The organism is Comamonas badia DSM 17552, from assembly GCF_000484635.1.
Classification (GTDB): domain Bacteria; phylum Pseudomonadota; class Gammaproteobacteria; order Burkholderiales; family Burkholderiaceae_C; genus Comamonas_C; species Comamonas_C badia.
Map to the genome: position 1 here is coordinate 16,741 of NZ_AXVM01000014.1, position 15,773 is coordinate 32,513.

15 protein-coding genes are annotated in these 15,773 nt (G+C 63.6%); 12 read left to right on the forward strand and 3 right to left on the reverse strand.

Going from position 1 to position 15,773, the window contains the following annotated elements; all coding sequences use genetic code 11:
- Positions 1-7 precede the first annotated feature (7 nt).
- The 3 genes from atpG (at position 8) to K320_RS0117320 (ending at position 2,858) form a co-directional block, all read left to right on the forward strand.
- Entirely contained in the window at positions 8-874 is an 867-nt protein-coding gene (atpG, locus tag K320_RS0117310; protein ID WP_024540058.1) for a F0F1 ATP synthase subunit gamma, read from the forward strand.
- A 30-nt stretch (positions 875-904) separates the two neighbouring features.
- Entirely contained in the window at positions 905-2,338 is a 1,434-nt protein-coding gene (gene atpD / locus K320_RS0117315) for a F0F1 ATP synthase subunit beta (protein ID WP_024540059.1), read from the forward strand.
- Positions 2,339-2,441: 103 nt separating this feature from the next.
- Positions 2,442-2,858: a F0F1 ATP synthase subunit epsilon gene (locus K320_RS0117320; protein ID WP_024540060.1), complete on the forward strand. Its 417-nt coding sequence runs from the start codon at positions 2,442-2,444 to the stop codon at positions 2,856-2,858.
- Positions 2,859-3,103: 245 nt separating this feature from the next.
- Here the strand turns inward: K320_RS0117320 and K320_RS0117325 are convergent, their stop codons facing one another.
- Both K320_RS0117325 and K320_RS0117330 read right to left on the reverse strand, forming a co-directional pair.
- Positions 3,104-3,442: a rhodanese-like domain-containing protein gene (locus K320_RS0117325; RefSeq protein ID WP_024540061.1), complete on the reverse strand. Its 339-nt coding sequence runs from the start codon at positions 3,440-3,442 to the stop codon at positions 3,104-3,106.
- A 16-nt stretch (positions 3,443-3,458) separates the two neighbouring features.
- On the reverse strand, positions 3,459-4,166 hold the full coding sequence (locus K320_RS0117330; protein ID WP_024540062.1) for a protein-L-isoaspartate O-methyltransferase family protein: 708 nt from the start codon (positions 4,164-4,166) through the stop codon (positions 3,459-3,461).
- A gap of 113 nt (positions 4,167-4,279) precedes the next feature.
- On the opposite strand from K320_RS0117330, the gene msrA reads away from it, so the two are divergent.
- Positions 4,280-4,822, forward strand: coding sequence for a peptide-methionine (S)-S-oxide reductase MsrA (gene msrA / locus K320_RS0117335; protein ID WP_024540063.1), 543 nt, complete (start codon positions 4,280-4,282; stop codon positions 4,820-4,822).
- Positions 4,823-4,882: 60 nt separating this feature from the next.
- Here msrA and K320_RS19185 read toward each other — a convergent pair whose 3' ends face one another.
- Complete coding sequence (locus tag K320_RS19185) at positions 4,883-5,386, reverse strand: Crp/Fnr family transcriptional regulator (protein ID WP_024540064.1); 504 nt, start codon at positions 5,384-5,386, stop codon at positions 4,883-4,885.
- A gap of 153 nt (positions 5,387-5,539) precedes the next feature.
- Here K320_RS19185 and K320_RS0117345 point away from each other — a divergent pair, with 153 nt between their 5' ends.
- From K320_RS0117345 to K320_RS0117380, 8 genes are all read left to right on the forward strand, one after another.
- Positions 5,540-6,385 (forward strand): HDOD domain-containing protein, encoded by an 846-nt coding sequence (locus tag K320_RS0117345; protein WP_024540065.1) that lies wholly within the window; start codon positions 5,540-5,542, stop codon positions 6,383-6,385.
- Entirely contained in the window at positions 6,382-7,800 is a 1,419-nt protein-coding gene (locus K320_RS0117350; RefSeq protein WP_024540066.1) for an undecaprenyl-phosphate glucose phosphotransferase, read from the forward strand. The genes K320_RS0117345 and K320_RS0117350 overlap by 4 nt, the downstream gene beginning before the upstream one ends.
- A gap of 95 nt (positions 7,801-7,895) precedes the next feature.
- Positions 7,896-8,417, forward strand: a complete 522-nt coding sequence (locus tag K320_RS0117355) for a hypothetical protein (protein WP_024540067.1) — start codon at positions 7,896-7,898, stop codon at positions 8,415-8,417.
- 294 nt (positions 8,418-8,711) lie between these two features.
- Positions 8,712-9,284 (forward strand): polysaccharide biosynthesis/export family protein, encoded by a 573-nt coding sequence (locus K320_RS0117360; protein WP_024540068.1) that lies wholly within the window; start codon positions 8,712-8,714, stop codon positions 9,282-9,284.
- Positions 9,281-10,447 carry a porin family protein gene (locus K320_RS0117365; RefSeq protein ID WP_024540069.1) on the forward strand — a complete coding sequence of 389 codons (1,167 nt, stop codon included), beginning with the start codon at positions 9,281-9,283 and terminating at the stop codon, positions 10,445-10,447. Before K320_RS0117360 ends, K320_RS0117365 begins: the two co-directional genes overlap by 4 nt.
- A gap of 37 nt (positions 10,448-10,484) precedes the next feature.
- Positions 10,485-12,128: a GumC family protein gene (locus K320_RS0117370; protein ID WP_024540070.1), complete on the forward strand. Its 1,644-nt coding sequence runs from the start codon at positions 10,485-10,487 to the stop codon at positions 12,126-12,128.
- Between the two features lie 12 nt (positions 12,129-12,140).
- Positions 12,141-13,007: a CpsD/CapB family tyrosine-protein kinase gene (locus K320_RS0117375; protein WP_024540071.1), complete on the forward strand. Its 867-nt coding sequence runs from the start codon at positions 12,141-12,143 to the stop codon at positions 13,005-13,007.
- A gap of 858 nt (positions 13,008-13,865) precedes the next feature.
- A partial coding sequence (locus K320_RS0117380) for a hypothetical protein (protein ID WP_024540072.1) occupies positions 13,866-15,773 on the forward strand: 1,908 nt, incomplete at its 3' end.

Here is a 15,773-nt window from a genome sequence, read left to right on the forward strand (position 1 = left end):
ACCCGACATGGCAACAGGCAAGGAAATACGCGGACAGATCAAGAGCTTCGAGAATACGAAGAAGATCACCAAGGCCATGGAAATGGTCTCCGTTTCCAAGATGCGCAAGGCACAGGACCGCATGCGCGCGGCCCGGCCGTATGCCGAGAAAGTGCGATCCATCGCTGCGCATTTGGGTGATGCCAATCCGGAGTACGTGCATCCGTTCATGAAATTGAACGATGCCAAGGCCGCCGGCATCATCGTGGTGACGACCGACAAGGGGCTCTGTGGAGGCCTCAACACCAACGTTCTGCGGATCGTCACCAACAAGCTGCGCGATCTTCAGGGCGCGGGCAAGGACGTGCAAGCAGTGGCCATTGGCACCAAAGGGTTGGGATTCCTCAATCGTGTTGGCGCCAAGGTGGTGTCTCAGGCAACTGCGCTTGGCGATACCCCGCATCTTGAAAAGCTGATCGGACCGGTCAAGGTTCTGCTTGACGCCTACTCCGAGGGAAAGGTGAGCGCGGTGTACTTGAGCTACACCAAATTCATCAATACCATGAGACAGGAGCCGGTAGTGGAGCAGCTGCTGCCGCTGTCGTCCGAGGAAATGCGCAAACACAAAAGCGGGCCTGGTTGGGATTATCTGTACGAGCCGGATGCGCAGAGCGTGATTGATGATTTGCTGGTCCGCTATGTCGAATCGCTGATCTATCAGGCGGTGGCGGAAAACATGGCCAGCGAGCAATCGGCGCGGATGGTGGCCATGAAGGCCGCGACGGACAACGCCGGCAACATCATCGGTGAGCTCAAGTTGGTCTACAACAAGACGCGCCAGGCGGCCATCACCAAAGAGCTTTCGGAAATCGTCGCTGGTGCGGCGGCCGTCTGACCCCGTTTTACCTATTTTTGGAGCAAAAAAATGGCTCAAGAGAATACCCAAGTGAACGCTGGCGTTCAGGGCAAGATTGTTCAGTGCATCGGTGCCGTGGTGGACGTGGAATTTCCGCGCAACCAGATGCCCAAGGTCTACGACGCGCTCAAGCTCGAAGGCTCGGCGTTGACGCTGGAAGTGCAGCAGCAGCTCGGTGACGGCATCGTCCGCACCATCGCCCTCGGTTCATCCGACGGTTTGAAGCGCGGCCTGATGGTGACCAACACCGCAGCCCCGATCACCGTGCCCGTGGGCAAGGCGACGCTGGGCCGCATCATGGACGTGCTGGGCAACCCGATCGACGAACGCGGTCCGGTGGACCAGACGCTCAAGGCGTCCATTCACCGTGCGCCCCCGGCCTACGACGAGCTGTCGCCGTCGCAGGAGCTGCTGGAAACCGGCATCAAGGTGATCGACCTCGTGTGCCCGTTCGCCAAGGGCGGCAAGGTGGGTCTGTTCGGCGGCGCCGGTGTGGGCAAGACCGTGAACATGATGGAGCTCATCAACAACATCGCCAAGGCGCACTCGGGCCTGTCCGTGTTCGCCGGCGTGGGCGAGCGTACCCGCGAGGGCAACGACTTCTACCACGAGATGTCCGACTCCAAGGTGGTCGTGCAGGAGAACCTGTCCGAATCCAAGGTGGCCATGGTCTACGGCCAGATGAACGAGCCCCCGGGCAACCGTCTGCGCGTGGCGCTCACCGGCCTGACGATCGCCGAATCCTTCCGCGATGAGGGCCGCGACGTGCTGTTCTTCGTGGATAACATCTACCGCTACACCCTGGCCGGCACCGAAGTGTCCGCCCTGCTGGGCCGCATGCCGTCCGCCGTGGGCTACCAGCCAACGCTGGCCGAGGAAATGGGCAAACTCCAGGAGCGCATCACCTCCACCAAGGTAGGCTCGATCACCTCGATCCAGGCCGTGTACGTGCCGGCAGACGACCTGACCGACCCCTCGCCTGCCACTACCTTCGCCCACCTGGATTCGACCGTGGTGCTCTCGCGCGACATTGCCGCGCTGGGCATCTACCCCGCCGTCGACCCGCTGGATTCCACCAGCCGCCAGCTTGACCCGCACGTAGTGGGTGAAGAGCACTACAAGGTCGCGCGCGACGTTCAGGGCACCTTGCAGCGCTACAAGGAGCTGCGTGACATCATTGCCATTCTGGGTATGGATGAATTGGCACCGGAAGATAAACTGGTCGTGGCACGCGCCCGCAAGATCCAGCGTTTCCTGTCGCAACCCTTCCACGTGGCCGAAGTGTTTACCGGCTCGCCCGGCAAGTACGTGTCGCTGGCGGAAACCATCCGTGGCTTCAAGATGATCGTGGCGGGCGAGTGCGATCATTTGCCCGAGCAGGCCTTCTACATGGTTGGCACGATTGACGAGGCTTTCGAGAAAGCCAAGAAACTGGCCGCCTGATGTGGGCGCTTGGGCTGCGGTGCGTTGAGACTTGGCCGGGCGCAACCCCGGTCTTGATCACGCGGAGATAGCCCACAGCCAAACATCCAACCTAGGAGTCCCCATGAATACGATCCATGTCGATGTGGTCAGTGCCGAGGAATCCATTTTTTCAGGCGAGGCAAAATTCGTTGCATTGCCTGGGGAATCAGGTGAACTGGGCATCTTGCCCAAGCACACGCCGTTGATAACCCGCATCAAGCCGGGATCGGTGCGCATCGAACTCGCCAGTGGCGAAGAAGAATTCGTCTTCGTCGCAGGCGGAATTTTGGAGGTGCAGCCAGACCGCGTCACGGTGTTGTCCGATACGGCAATTCGTGGCCGCGATCTCGACGAAGAGAAGGCAGAAGCCGCCCGCAAGCAAGCGCAGGAGGCGTTGTCGCATGCCAAGAGCGAGATTGATCTTGCACGTGCTCAATCGGAGCTGGCAATCATGGCGGCGCAACTCGCCGCTTTGCGCAAATTCCGTGAAAAGCGCTGACCTCGATCGATAAAAGGCGCGCACTGTTCAGGCGGTGCACTCGTTGAGCTCCATGACGCCCGCATCAACGCAATGCCAATCGGTTAAGCCGTTGCAAGGCTGAAGGCGGGTACAGAGGGAACGTGTTCAACCCGTTCCCTTTTTCTTTTGTCTGGCCTGGGGGCGGGCCTACCCGGTGCACGAGGGGACGTTGTGGGTACTGGCCGTTGATGGCGTGGTTTGGTCTGCCCCGGACAGCAGCGCGATCAATACATCGGCACACCGGCATCCAGCTCCAGCGACCACGCGTGGATACCGCCGGCGATGTTGGCCACCTGCGTGAAGCCCTGATGCTCCAGGTACATCGCCACCTGCATGCTGCGCCCGCCCAGGTGGCACAGGCAGGCGATGGGGCGGGTTTTGTCCAGTTCGCCCAGGCGGGCCAGCAGCACGCCCATGGGGATGGTGACGAGCTCGAAATCCTCGGGCGCCACGCTGGCCGTTCTGATTTCCCAGGGCTCACGCACATCCAGCACCACAGGGCGTGCGCTGGCGTGCTGCCGCAGCCAGCCGGCGAGATCGGCGGGGCGGATCTGCGCGATCATGAATCTGCCGGTCCGGTCAGAAGCTGAAGCGCGATGGCTCGGGAAAGTTGCGCAGCCGCGCCGTCACTACGTCCCAGAGCTCGGCCGAAGTGAATCCGCCGTCGCTGCGCTCTACAAAAGTGGCACGCATCATCGGCGTGCTGCCCACGATGGCGCCCAGGCGCCCGCCGGGCGCCAGCAGGCCCGAGAGCCCCTGCGGAATCTGCGCCACCGAGCCGCTGAGCACGATCACGTCAAACGGACCGCCCACCATCTCGCGCGCGCCGTCGGCTTCCAGCACCTGGAAATTGCGCACGCCGGCGCGGGTGAGGTTGGCGTGCGCCATGTCCGCCAGGCGCGGCTCGATTTCCAGCGTGGTGACTTCCGCGGCCAGCCCGGCCAGCAGCGCGGCCATGAAACCCGAGCCGGCGCCGATCTCCAGCACCCGGTCGGTGTCCTTGACCTTCAAATCCTGCGCCATGCGCGCCTCCACGCGCGGTGCCAGCATGATCTGACCCAGGCGCAGCGCTTCGATCGGATCGTCGTGCAGCGGGATTTCCATGTCGCTGAACGCCATGTCGCGGTAGTGCGCGGGAACGAAATCCTCGCGGCGCAGCGTTTGCATCAGGTCCAGCACGCGCTCGTCGAAGAGATTCCAGGGGCGCACCTGTTGCTCGATCATGTTGTAGCGCGCCTGTTCCAGGCGGTCGCTGGTATCGGCCAGCGTATTGAGCGGCAGGTTCATGCAGGTACTCCGAAAGCAGGCCACACAGACGTGGCAAACCTGCTATTTTAGGGAATGACAGCCGCCGCGCCCGGGTTATCCGTGGCGGTTTGCAAGGCTTTCAGGAGGCAGCGATGAATACGCAGGAAACCATCACCCTCGCAGGCGGGTGCTTCTGGTGCACCGAGGCGGTGTTTGAAGAGGTGCGCGGCGTCACCCGGCTGACGAGTGGCTACGCCAACGGCCAGGTGCGGCATGCGCCCAGCTACGAGGAGGTGTGCAGCGGCACCACCGGCTGCGCCGAGGTGATCCAGCTGCAGTTCGATCCGGCGCAGATCAGCCTGCGCCAGGTGCTGGAAATCTTTTTTGCCACGCACGACCCGACCCAGCTCAATCGCCAGGGCAACGATGTTGGCACCCAATATCGCAGCGGCGTGTATTACGGCGACCCGGCGCAGGGTGAGCTGGCGCGGGCACTGGTGCAGGAGTTGGCCGCCGAAGGCGGCTTTGGCGCGCCCATCGTGACGGAGATCGAGCCGCTGGCGCAGTTCTGGCCGGCGGAGGGCTACCACCAGCGCTACTACAGCAGCCATCCGCAGCAAGGCTATTGCGCCTATGTCATCAGCCCCAAGGTGCAGAAATTGCGCAAAACCTTTGCGCAGCATCTCAAGGCTTGAGAATGGATGGGCCGTCGAGGGTAGAGCAGGCGCCCTGGCGTGGTGTGGGCCGGACCGGTATCAGCCCGATTCGGGCAGCCAGGCTTCCGTCAGCTGCAGGCGCTGGGATGCCGCGCGCAGGAACAGCATCAAAAGCTTGTTGCCCAGCCGCGGCAGCGTGAGCAGCACGTCGCGGAACGCATCGCGCGACAGCACCACGAAATCCACCGGCTCGTTGCAGACACACGAGGCGCGCAGCGGCGCGTTGTCCAGCATGGCCAGTTCGCCAAAGGTGCCGCCCGGTTCCAGACCGTGCAGCCAGGTGCGCTTGCCGTCGGCGTTGTCGCGCAGCGCCTTGGCCGAGCCGGTGAGCAGGATGATCATGTATGAAGGCGATTCATCCTGGCGCAGCAGCGTCGTGTTCTTGTGCGCCGAATACACCGCCATGAAGTTGCATAGCAGCGTGGTTTCGGCCAGATCCAGCGGCTCGAACAGCGGCGCGCTGGTAAAAATTTCATGGATGTCGGCGGCATAGTCCTGCGCGCTGCCGAGGTACTCGAAATGGGGTGGGAGTGCTTCAAGCATGGGATGTGGGGCCGACGGTCTGATGCAGATGCTAACCTTTTCCGCCGGGTGCGCAATAGACCGTTCGGCTGCTTTGGCCGTGGCAAAGACCCTGTTGGCATCGGCGATAATGAATTCCGTAGCATTTCGCATCGTGTTGTACAACGTCCGCCCATGAACAGCCATCACGGTTTCCTCGCATCGGTAGATCGCGATCTGCTGGCCGGCGATGCCCAATTCCCCACTGCGCTGAAGGTGCTTGCCGCGCTGCGCCAGGTGCTGGATGACCCCGATGCCTCGGTGGCGCGCGTCACCACGCTGGTGGGCGCCGAGCCCCTGGTCACCGCGCGGCTGCTGCGCCTGGCCAACTGCGTCACCTTCAACCCGGCAGGCGTGCAGATCCTCACCGTGGAGCAGGCGGTGCAGCGCGTGGGCTTCAACATGGTGCGTACCGCCGCCACGGCGGTGGCCGTGGGGCAGATGCGCGCGCTGGCCGGTGCGCCGCACTTTGGCGCCATAGCCGATGCCGCCTGGCAGTATTCGGTGCGCCTGTCGGTGCTGGCGCGGCTGCTCGCGCCCTCGCATGCCGGTGCCCGGGCCGACGAGGCCGGTCTCTGCGGCCTGGTGGTTCAATTGGGCACTTTCTATTTGCTGCAGCGCGCCAGCCGCTATCCATCTTATAGCGATGCGTCACGCATTGAGGCCCTGCAGGATTTGCTGGCCCAGCATGCCGCGCACACCACGGCGCGCCTGGCGCATGCGCTGGGCCTGCCGGTCGCCATTCTTGCCGTGCTCGACGCCTGGCACCAGCCGCGCGAGGTCCTGCCCCTGGCGGGCGCCCTGTACGGCTGCATGCAGCAGGCCGAAGCCCTTCTGGCGCCGGTATTTGATGCGCCCGCAGGCGAAGAGGCTGCGCTTGCCGCTGCCTGGGCGCCGCTCTCAAGTGCGCAGGCGGCGGGCATTGCAGACGGTGCCCGCGCGGCGCTGGCCGATCTTGCGGGCGCGCTCGGCGGGCAATGAGCGAACTGGGCGGATCATCGCGCCCGGTGCTGCAGCGCCGGGGCAGCTTCAGCAATGCATTGCAGGCGGCGCTGGATGGCGCGGCGGTGCTTGGTATCGCATACGCGCTGATCCAGCGGCAGGTTGGCGTCCTCAATGCCCACTACACGGTGATGGTTGTGCTGTTGCTGGCCATCATGGGGCTGCTGTACGACCGCTTTGCCATCTACCGCAGCAACAGCAGTTTCACTGGCAAGGCGGCGCGTCTGGCGCAGGCATGGAGCCTGGCCTTTGCCGTGCTGCTGACGCTGGGGTTTCTGACCAAGCAGACCGATGTGTTCTCGCGCCTGCTGGTTGCTCAACTCTTCGTCTGGGGACTGTGTGCCCAGATGTTTCTTCATCTGGTCATGCGGGCGCTGCAGAAGTCGTTCGTCAAGCATGCGGTCGAGGTAGACAATGTCATCATCGTGGGCACGAGCCAGCTTGCTTCCTATCTGAGTCAGCGCATCGCACACAACCCCTGGCTTTCCGAGCGCGTCGCAGGCTGCGTGGCTCTGGCGTCGGAGGATGGCGTTTCCGAGCCCCATGCGGATGGTCTGCCGCCGGTACTCGGTCATCTGCACGAACTGCCGACACTCATCGAGCAGCATGCCGTGCGCACGGTCTACTTTGCGATCCCCTTGCATGCCTCCTCCATCATCGAGGACTTGTACTTCAAACTGCTGGACCAGCATGTCACCATCCACTGGGTACCAGACATCTTCTCGTTGCGTCTGATCAATCACAGTGTGCGCGAGATTGCCGGTGTGCCGGTGCTCACGCTTTCGGAGACGCCGCTGACCGGCACGCGCCGATTGGTCAAGGGGCTGGAAGACATCGTACTTGGGGCATTGATACTGGTGGCCGCCACACCCGTGCTGGCGCTGGTGGCGCTCGCCGTCAAGCTCGACAGCCCCGGGCCGGTGTTCTTTCGCCAGTCACGCATGGGATGGAACGGCAAACCGTTCGAGATATGGAAGTTCCGCAGCATGTTCGTGCACCCGGTGGAAGCGGGTACGGTGCGGCAGGCCGCCAAGAACGATCCCCGGATCACCCGCGTCGGCGCCTTCATCCGCCGCACCAGCCTGGATGAACTGCCGCAGATTTTCAATGTCGTGCGTGGCGAGATGTCGCTGGTCGGTCCGCGCCCGCACGCCGTGCAGCATGACCACGAATACGCGCAGCGCATTCAGCAGTACTTTGCGCGCCACAACATCAAACCGGGGATCACGGGGCTGGCGCAGGTGCGTGGCTATCGTGGGGAAACGCGTGACATCAACGAGATGATCCAGCGAGTGCAATCGGACATTGAATACATCAACAACTGGTCCGTTTGGCTTGATCTGTCCATCCTGGTACGTACCTTTGGCGCCTTTACCGGTAAAAAAGCCTACTGAGCATTCGCTGACGTAGTCCCATTGGGCCATTGCTGAAGCAGCGGCAGGGGGGTACGCTTGACCCCAATTGATAAATCTGCTTTCGCTGGTATCTCGTGTTCAAAAATTCACTCCAATCCCTCGTTGTCGTCGCCACACTGGTCTTTGCCGGGGCGACGGGCTCGGCCCCGGTGCAGCCGGTCGCTCCGGGCGTCAATGGCGCGGGCGGGTGGGATGGCGCCCAAAATCAAGCGCAGGTCTACACCGCAGATCATTTCTATGACACGGTGGCGGGCGCTATCCATTCCGTCACTGATTTCATGCTGGGCACCAGCGTGAAGGAAAGGGTGCCCGTGCACTATTTCCTTTTGCAGGGTACGGGCGCGGAGCAGGGTGAGGCTGCGCCGGGTGCCGCCACCCAGGTGGCTCTGGCAGAGAGCGTTCCGCATCTTGCAATAGGGCAAAATTCCCAGTACGCATTGCCGCAAGGGCAATATATCCTGCAGATCCAGAAAACGGCGGAGGGCTGGAAGTCGACAACCACGAACCTGGCGGATGTGCCACTGCCTGGTGCGCTGTGGATGTTTGGCGCGGCGCTGGTCGGGTTTATAGGGGTTTCCAGTCGTCGCAAGGTTTGACGGCCGGGGGCCTTCACTCCGAGTCGGAGGTGCCCAATGACTGTGCGCGCGTCCGAGTTTCCCTTGCGTTTCGTGCCCGTCTCTTGGTTGTCTCCCGCATTCCTGCGGCTGCAATTGTTTGCAGACGTTGCATTCAGCGCACGTTCCGTTGTCCTGGCACCGCAAATGCGCGTTGTCTGGCGTCTTTGCGAGCGAGTTAGTGCGGCTTGCCGGTATCATGGATAGTGCTGCTGCTCCTTTTTTGGACACGAATGTTCGTGTGCCAGCGTTGTCCATTCATTTCAGGGTCGATTCATGAACATGAAAAAACTATTCCAATACCTGTTGCTGGTGTTGGTCATGAGCGTTTCGTGGGGATCGCCTGCGATGGCGCAGTCGACGGCTCCCTACGTGCTGCATCCTGCCGATCGGTTGCAGGTCTCGGTCTGGCGCGATACGGCGCTGCAGCGCGAGGTGCGTGTGCTGCCCGATGGCAGCATCACGCTACCGCTGGTGGGGCGCATCATGGTGGCTGGGTTGGATACCGACACCATCGAAAAACAGCTGGTGGAACGCCTCAAGCCCTACATGCCCGACCCTATCGTCACGGTGGCGGTGATCGCCGCCGAAGGCAATGTGGTGTACGTCGTGGGCAAGGTGGTCAAGCCCGGCGTTGTGCCTCTGATCACCGATGCCACCACGGCGTTGCAGGCGCTCAGCCTGGTCGGCGGGCTGGACCGCTTCGCCGATGGCAATGCGGTGCGCGTGCTGCGCGATGTCGGCGGCAAGCGCACGGTGATGGATGTGCGCTACAACGACCTGCTCAAGGGTGGCAGTCTGGACACCAACGTGGTGTTGCAGGCCGGTGACACCATCCTCGTGCCGTGACCGCTTTCCGGCCTCTTCTGGCGCTGGGTGCTGCACTGCTGGCATCTGCCCCCTGGCTTGCCGCGCATGCGCAGTCGCTCTACCAGCAAACGTTGCGGGTGTCCTCTGGACTGGAGCGTGACAGCAACCCGGGTGTGAACTCCTTGCCCGAGGGCGGGGTCACGCGCTGGCGCGTGAGTCCGGAATATTCCCTGCTGCGCCGCGACGGGCCGGACGATCTCACGCTCAAGCTCGGTGCCACGCTGGAGCAGAGCAGCAACACTGCGCTCAGCCGTGACCGGCGCGATGGCAATCTGCAGGGGGAATGGCTGCACACCGCTGAAAACACCATCTACCAGTTGCGCGGCGGCTTTTCCCAGGCGGCACTGCGCAACGTGCTGCTGCAGGAAACCGGGCAGCTGAGCAACGACGGCACGCGCACCACGCGCAACATCGAAGGCTTGGTGATGCACCAGCTCAGCGAGCGCTATACCGCCACCGGCGGCTTCAGTGCGCAATGGAACCGCTACAGCGCCAATACCGCGCCCAACGGCCGGCAATTCAGTGTCAACGGTGAACTCAGCCGCGCGCTGGCGCCGGGCAGGGATGTGTATCTCTCTGGCGCGCTATCGCGCTTTGCGGCCGACAGCCTGGCATCCGGTATTCCTGGGGGGCCGGTGCAACCGGCCAGCAACTCCACCATGAGCAATCTCGCCTTGGGCATGCGCTATGCAAGTCCCGATGACCCCTGGTTCTGGGATGTGCGGGCAGGCGCTGCAAATTATCGCGCCACGGCCAACACCAATACCTCGGCCACGGTGGTGGCGCAGGCGGGCTACAAGGCGCCGCGCTGGAACATGTCGCTTTCGCTCGCGCGCCAGCCCGTGCCCGACGCATTGCGCGGCACCTTTTCACCCAACCAGCAGGTGCGCGCCTCGGCGGAATATCTGCTGACCGAATTCACCCGCGTTGCCCTGGACGCCTCCTGGAACCGCACCAAAGGCCTGCAGATCGACACCACGCGTGAGCTGGGCCTGCGCGTCTCCAGTGACCTGACCCAGCTGTGGGGCCTGTCCCTGCAGCTGCGCCGGGTGCATGCCGCGCACGACGCCATCGCCGTGCCCACGCGTGGCGGCGCCACCATCGCGGGCGTTGTCCTCACGTACACCCACCCCGACTTCTGACGCCTCAGGCGCCTCAGGTCGCGTTCTCCGCTTGCGCATGTCCCAAGAAGAAGACTACCAGCCGTCGCTGGCCGACTACATCGCCATGGTCAAGCGCCATGTGCTGCTCATCGCCGCCACCTTCATCAGCGTATCGGCGGTGGCCATCGCAGTGGCGGTGCTCTGGCCGCCGGTGTACCAGTCCACCGGCACCATCATGGTCGAATCGCAGCAGATCCCGACGGACCTGGTGCAGGCTACCGTCACCAGTTTTGCCGACGAACGCATCCAGGTGATCCGCCAGCGCGTGATGACGCGCGAGAACCTCATGCGCATCATCGAGAAGTTCAAGCTCTTCGACGACCGTTCGATCACCTTCACGCCGTCGGAGCAGGTCGACAAGATGCGCGACCTGATCGACGTGCAGCTGGTCAATGCGAACGTCCAGGGCCAGCGCGGCTCGGCCACCATCGCCTTCAAGGTCTCGTTCGAGGACCGCCGTCCCGACATCGCCCAGCGCGTGGCCAACGAGCTGGTGACGCTGTTCCTGAACGAAAACGTCAAGGTGCGCACCGAGCGCGCCACGCAGACCACGGAATTCCTCACGCAGGAAGCGAACAAGTTCAAGAGCGACCTGGACAAGCTGGAAAGCCAGATCGCCGCCTACAAGCAGGAAAACGGCGCCGCGCTGCCGCAGAACACCGCGCTGGCGATGAACACCATCCAGCGGCTGGAATCCGATCTGCGCAATTCGCAGCGCGACTACAGCTCCGCAGAAGAAGAAGCCCGTTCGCTCGACGTGGAGCTGGCCAGCGCCAAGGTGGCCGTGGCCAGCGCTGCCGCGGCCGCCGGCGGCGGCACGTCCGCCGCCGGCATGGTCGATGCCAACGTGGTGGAACTGCAGAAACTGCGCCAGCAGCTTGCGCAGCTGCAGGAGCTCTACACCGACAGCTACCCCGACGTGCGCACCACCAGGCGCCGCATCGCCGCGCTGGAAAAATCCATTGCCGAAGCCGCGAAAGAGCCGCAGCCCGCGCCCGTCGCCGACGGCAACCTGCCGGTGCCGCCCACGGTGGCGGCGGCGCAGCTGGTGGTGGCCAAGATCGAATCGCGCATCGCCTCCGCGCGCTCGCGCATGACGTCGCTGCGCGCCGAGCAGGGCCAGATCCAGGCGCAGCTGCGCGCGGCGGAGAACCAGATGCTCAAGGCCCCGCAGGTCGAGCGCGGGCTGGCTTCGCTGGTGCGCGACCGCGAGGCGGCGCAGCGCAAGTTCGAGGAAATCCGCGCCAAGCAGATGAATGCGCAGGTGGCCGAGAACCTGGAAGGCGAGCAGAAAGCAGAGCGCTTCACACTGCTGGAGCCGCCGATTGCGCCCGATCGCCCGATCAAGCCCAACCGGCGCAAGATGATCGCGCTTGGCCTGGTGCTGGCCGCCGTGGCGGCCGCCGGCATGGTGATGCTGATGGAAACCCTGCGCGGCACGGTGCGCGGCGTGGGCGCGCTCACCGCCATCGTCGGCCAGCGGCCGCTGGTCATCGTGCCCTACATCGCCATTGCCGCCGAAGGCGTGCGCCGGCGCAAGCTGTGGCTGCGCGCCGCGGTGGCGGCAGTGGTGGCGCTGGCGCTGGCGCTGGCGGCCGTCCACTTTTTCTACATGCCACTGGATTTGCTGGCATTCAAGATCATGCTGCGGCTCTCGTAGGCCGGATTGCCCATGGAACGCATCAAACAAGCCCTCGAGAAAGCCCGCCAGCAATCGGTGGGCGCCGCACCTGCCGCACCGGCCCATCCGCAAACGGCACCCGCGGCTGCGGCTGCACCCGCCGCTGTCGCGCAACAGGCGGATGCGCTCGCCAGCGGCGTGATTGAAATCAACTACACCCAGACCGAAGTGGTGCGGCTGGACCGCGCCACGCTGGAGCGCAACCGCATCGTCGCGTTCGAGAAAACCAACCCCGACAACTGGGCGTTTGACGTGCTGCGCACTCAGGTACTGCAGAAAATGGACGAAAAGGGCTGGCGCACACTGGCGATCACCTCGCCCACCGTTGGCTCGGGCAAGACGGTGACCGCCATCAACCTGGCGATCAGCATCGCCCACCACACCCAGCGCACCGCCATGCTGGTGGACTTCGACCTGCGCCGCCCGCGCGTGGGCGCCTACCTGGGCGTGCGCAAAAAACCCTCGCTGAGCGAGGTGCTGACCGGCAAGGCGCAACTGGCCGATGCCCTGGTCAACCCGGATTTGCCGCGCCTGGTCGTGCTGCCGACCAGCAGTCCGGTGCCGCATGCGGCCGAGGTGCTCTCTTCCGTCGTGGTGCGCAGCATGGTGGCCGACCTGCGCGAGCGCTACGCCGATCGCATCGTCATCTTCGATCTGCCGCCGGTCATGGCCGGCGACGATGTCATGGCCCTGCTGCCCAGCGTGGATGCGGTGCTGCTCGTCGTCGGCAACGGCGACAGTACGCGCAAGGAAATCGAAGAAAGCATGCGCCACCTGCCGCCAGGGCAGTTGCTGGGCGTGGTGCTCAACAAGGCCGAAGCCGAGGTGCGCCGCGGCTACGGCTACGGTTACTACTGAGCCTTTCGGTAACTGCCTTTCGATCGCACGCATTCGTGCCAGCCAGCTGGCACGGCCAGCTTTGCCGTGCCTGTCTGCATCCGCCGGACAACCCGCCAGCCCGCCCCTTGCCAAGGCAAACACCATCGTTTGTACGCCGCCTTGGCAAGAAGATGACTATTGCAGTCAGAGAAATCATTAAAAATAAGGCAATGCAATAGTCCGAAAGAACTATTACCATCCGACGCAAATTGACGATTAGTCCTAAAGAACTATTTGCCGCGCCTGAGAGAATGACTCTTGTGGAGTCCCCAGCCCGCCGGCAAAGCCCGGGAGTAGTTCACCCGACGGATCGTGAACGGTGCTGCCATGACTTGCTCCACGCTGCGGACGAGAGCCGCAAAATTGCTCTCCATTTGTGCAATCGCACTCCCACTGCTCGCCTGCGGGGGCGGGTCAGACGCATCGCCTGATGTGGGTACATCCAGCATGGTCGTCGAGCAGGACCGTGGGCACCCCCCCCTGGTGGTTGCCGGTTACACGCCAGCCCCTGTGCCCGGTGTTCAGCAGAACCAGGCAGGGAACACCAGCAAGCCATCGAATCCCACGCCAGCGCCTGCACCCCAAGGCAGCCAGGTGGGGAATACCACCAAGCCATCGAACCCCGCGTCGGTGCCTGTACCTCAAGGCAGCCAGACAGGGAACACTGGCAACCCGTCGAGTCCTGCTCCGGCGCCCGGTCCTAGTCAGGGTCAGGGAGGCGGCACGATCGGGTCATCGAGTCCCACCCCGGCACCTGCCCCCGGCCAAAGCCAGGGAGGGGGATCAAACGTGCCATCGAATCCGCCCGCAGCACTTGCACATGCTACGCAAGCGGGCATGAATTTGCCGATGCTGAGCTATTGGGACCGCAGCTTTGCGATGGCGGATGTGGTGCGGCAGGCGCGGTTTGTGGATACCAGCTGGGGCACCAATACGAATCCGGATGCCACGGGTGCGCCTGGGGTTGACTTCCGGCTCATGTTCAATTCGAGGACGATCGGTGCGGGCACCTACAAGCTGATCTTTACGGGAAAGGCGGACCTGTCCTTGGGCGGCGTAGCTGGAGGGCAGGTGCGCAACCAGGCGTACGACGCAACTAGCAACCGCAGCACGGCCGACGTCGTACTGCCCCAGAACGTCACGGGCAACACCTGGCTTACTTTTGAGAACACCCGGCGCACGGCCGCATCCACAGGAGCGAATGGCGTTACCCAGGTCCATCTCTGGCGCCCGGGCTATGCGACGGATGGTTCGGTCCTGTTCACCTCGGAATTCATCACTGCCATGCGCAAGGTGCAAATCCTGCGGGCGATGGACATGACATCGACCAACACCAACCCCACGGCGCACTGGAGCGAGCGCACGCGCCCGGACTTCATCGGCATGACCGAGGCCAAAGGGCAATCGTGGGAGTTGCTGGTGCAACTGGCGAACGCGACCGGGCGCGACCTGTGGATCAACGTGCCGGTGAAGGCGGACGACGACTACATCGCCAAGCTGGCGCAGCTTTTCCGCTACGGGTCTGATGGCGTGAACCCTTACACCAGCGCGCAAGCCAACCCCGCTTATCCGCCGCTGCGCAGCGACCTTCGGCTCTATGTCGAGTACGGCAATGAAATCTGGAACTCCAGCGCTGGCTTTTACGGCTTGGGCTGGGTGAAAGCCATGTCCGACGCGGTGCGCGCGGACGTCACGCACCCGATAGGGCGGGATTTGCCGGATGAATGGGTGGCATTCAAGCGGTTCATTGCCTATCGGTCGGCAGCCATCAGCCGGGCGTTTCGCGGTGTCTGGGGCGACTCTTTGATGATGGACCGCGTGCGCCCGATATTTGCCATTCAGGCAGGCAATGCCAATAGCTATCTGAGCAACGGGCTCATATGGGCAGAGGGCGAGTATGGCGACGTGAGCAAAATCTGGTGGGGTGGTGGCGGCGCCAGCTACTTTGACTCCACCACCGCGCCCGCCGATACGCAGCCCTCGACCATGCAGGCCTACTTTGATGGTCTGCCTGATGCGGCGTTCGCCAACCGCATCAAGACGGACACCGCCTGGCTCAAGGGCTATGGCTTGCACCATGTGTCCTACGAAGGCGGGCCGGAGCCCGGCGGCAGCGCATTGGGCGGCGGTGGCGGCGGCGAAGCGCTGGCCAACGCCTACAACACCGATCCGCGCATGCCCGGGCGCATGGCCGCAGCCTACGACTTGTGGAAGGCCAATGGCGGCGAGCTGCTGCTCTACTACAACTACAGCGGCATGGGCGCACCCTGGTGGTTCATTGACGGCACAAAGAACATCACCGTGTCGGACACCACCAGCCCCAAGCTGCAGTTCCTCGACTCGCTCGCCAGCCGCCCGGTGGCTTCGCCCACGCTGGGTACGGCCGTACCCGGCACGGTGTACCTGCGCGAGGCAACGACTGCATTGCAGACTTACATAGGCGGCAATACCGCCTGGGCCTACGGCGGCACTGCCTACCGCATTCAAGCGAACACTGACGCGTTGAAAAGCGAAATGCTGCTGGTGCCCATTCGCACCACCAGTGCCGGACGCTATACGGTGGCGCTGACCACGCTGGATTCGCCCACCACGGCCCGCGTGCAGGTGTATGTCAATGGGGCCATCGTGGGGGAGCTGGCGCCGGCTGCGTCTTCGCCTGCCGGTGCGCCGGCCACTTCGGCCACGCTGTCGGTGGACCTGCCCGCGGGTATCTCCGTGGTGCGCCTGCGTGCCAAGACAGGGCTC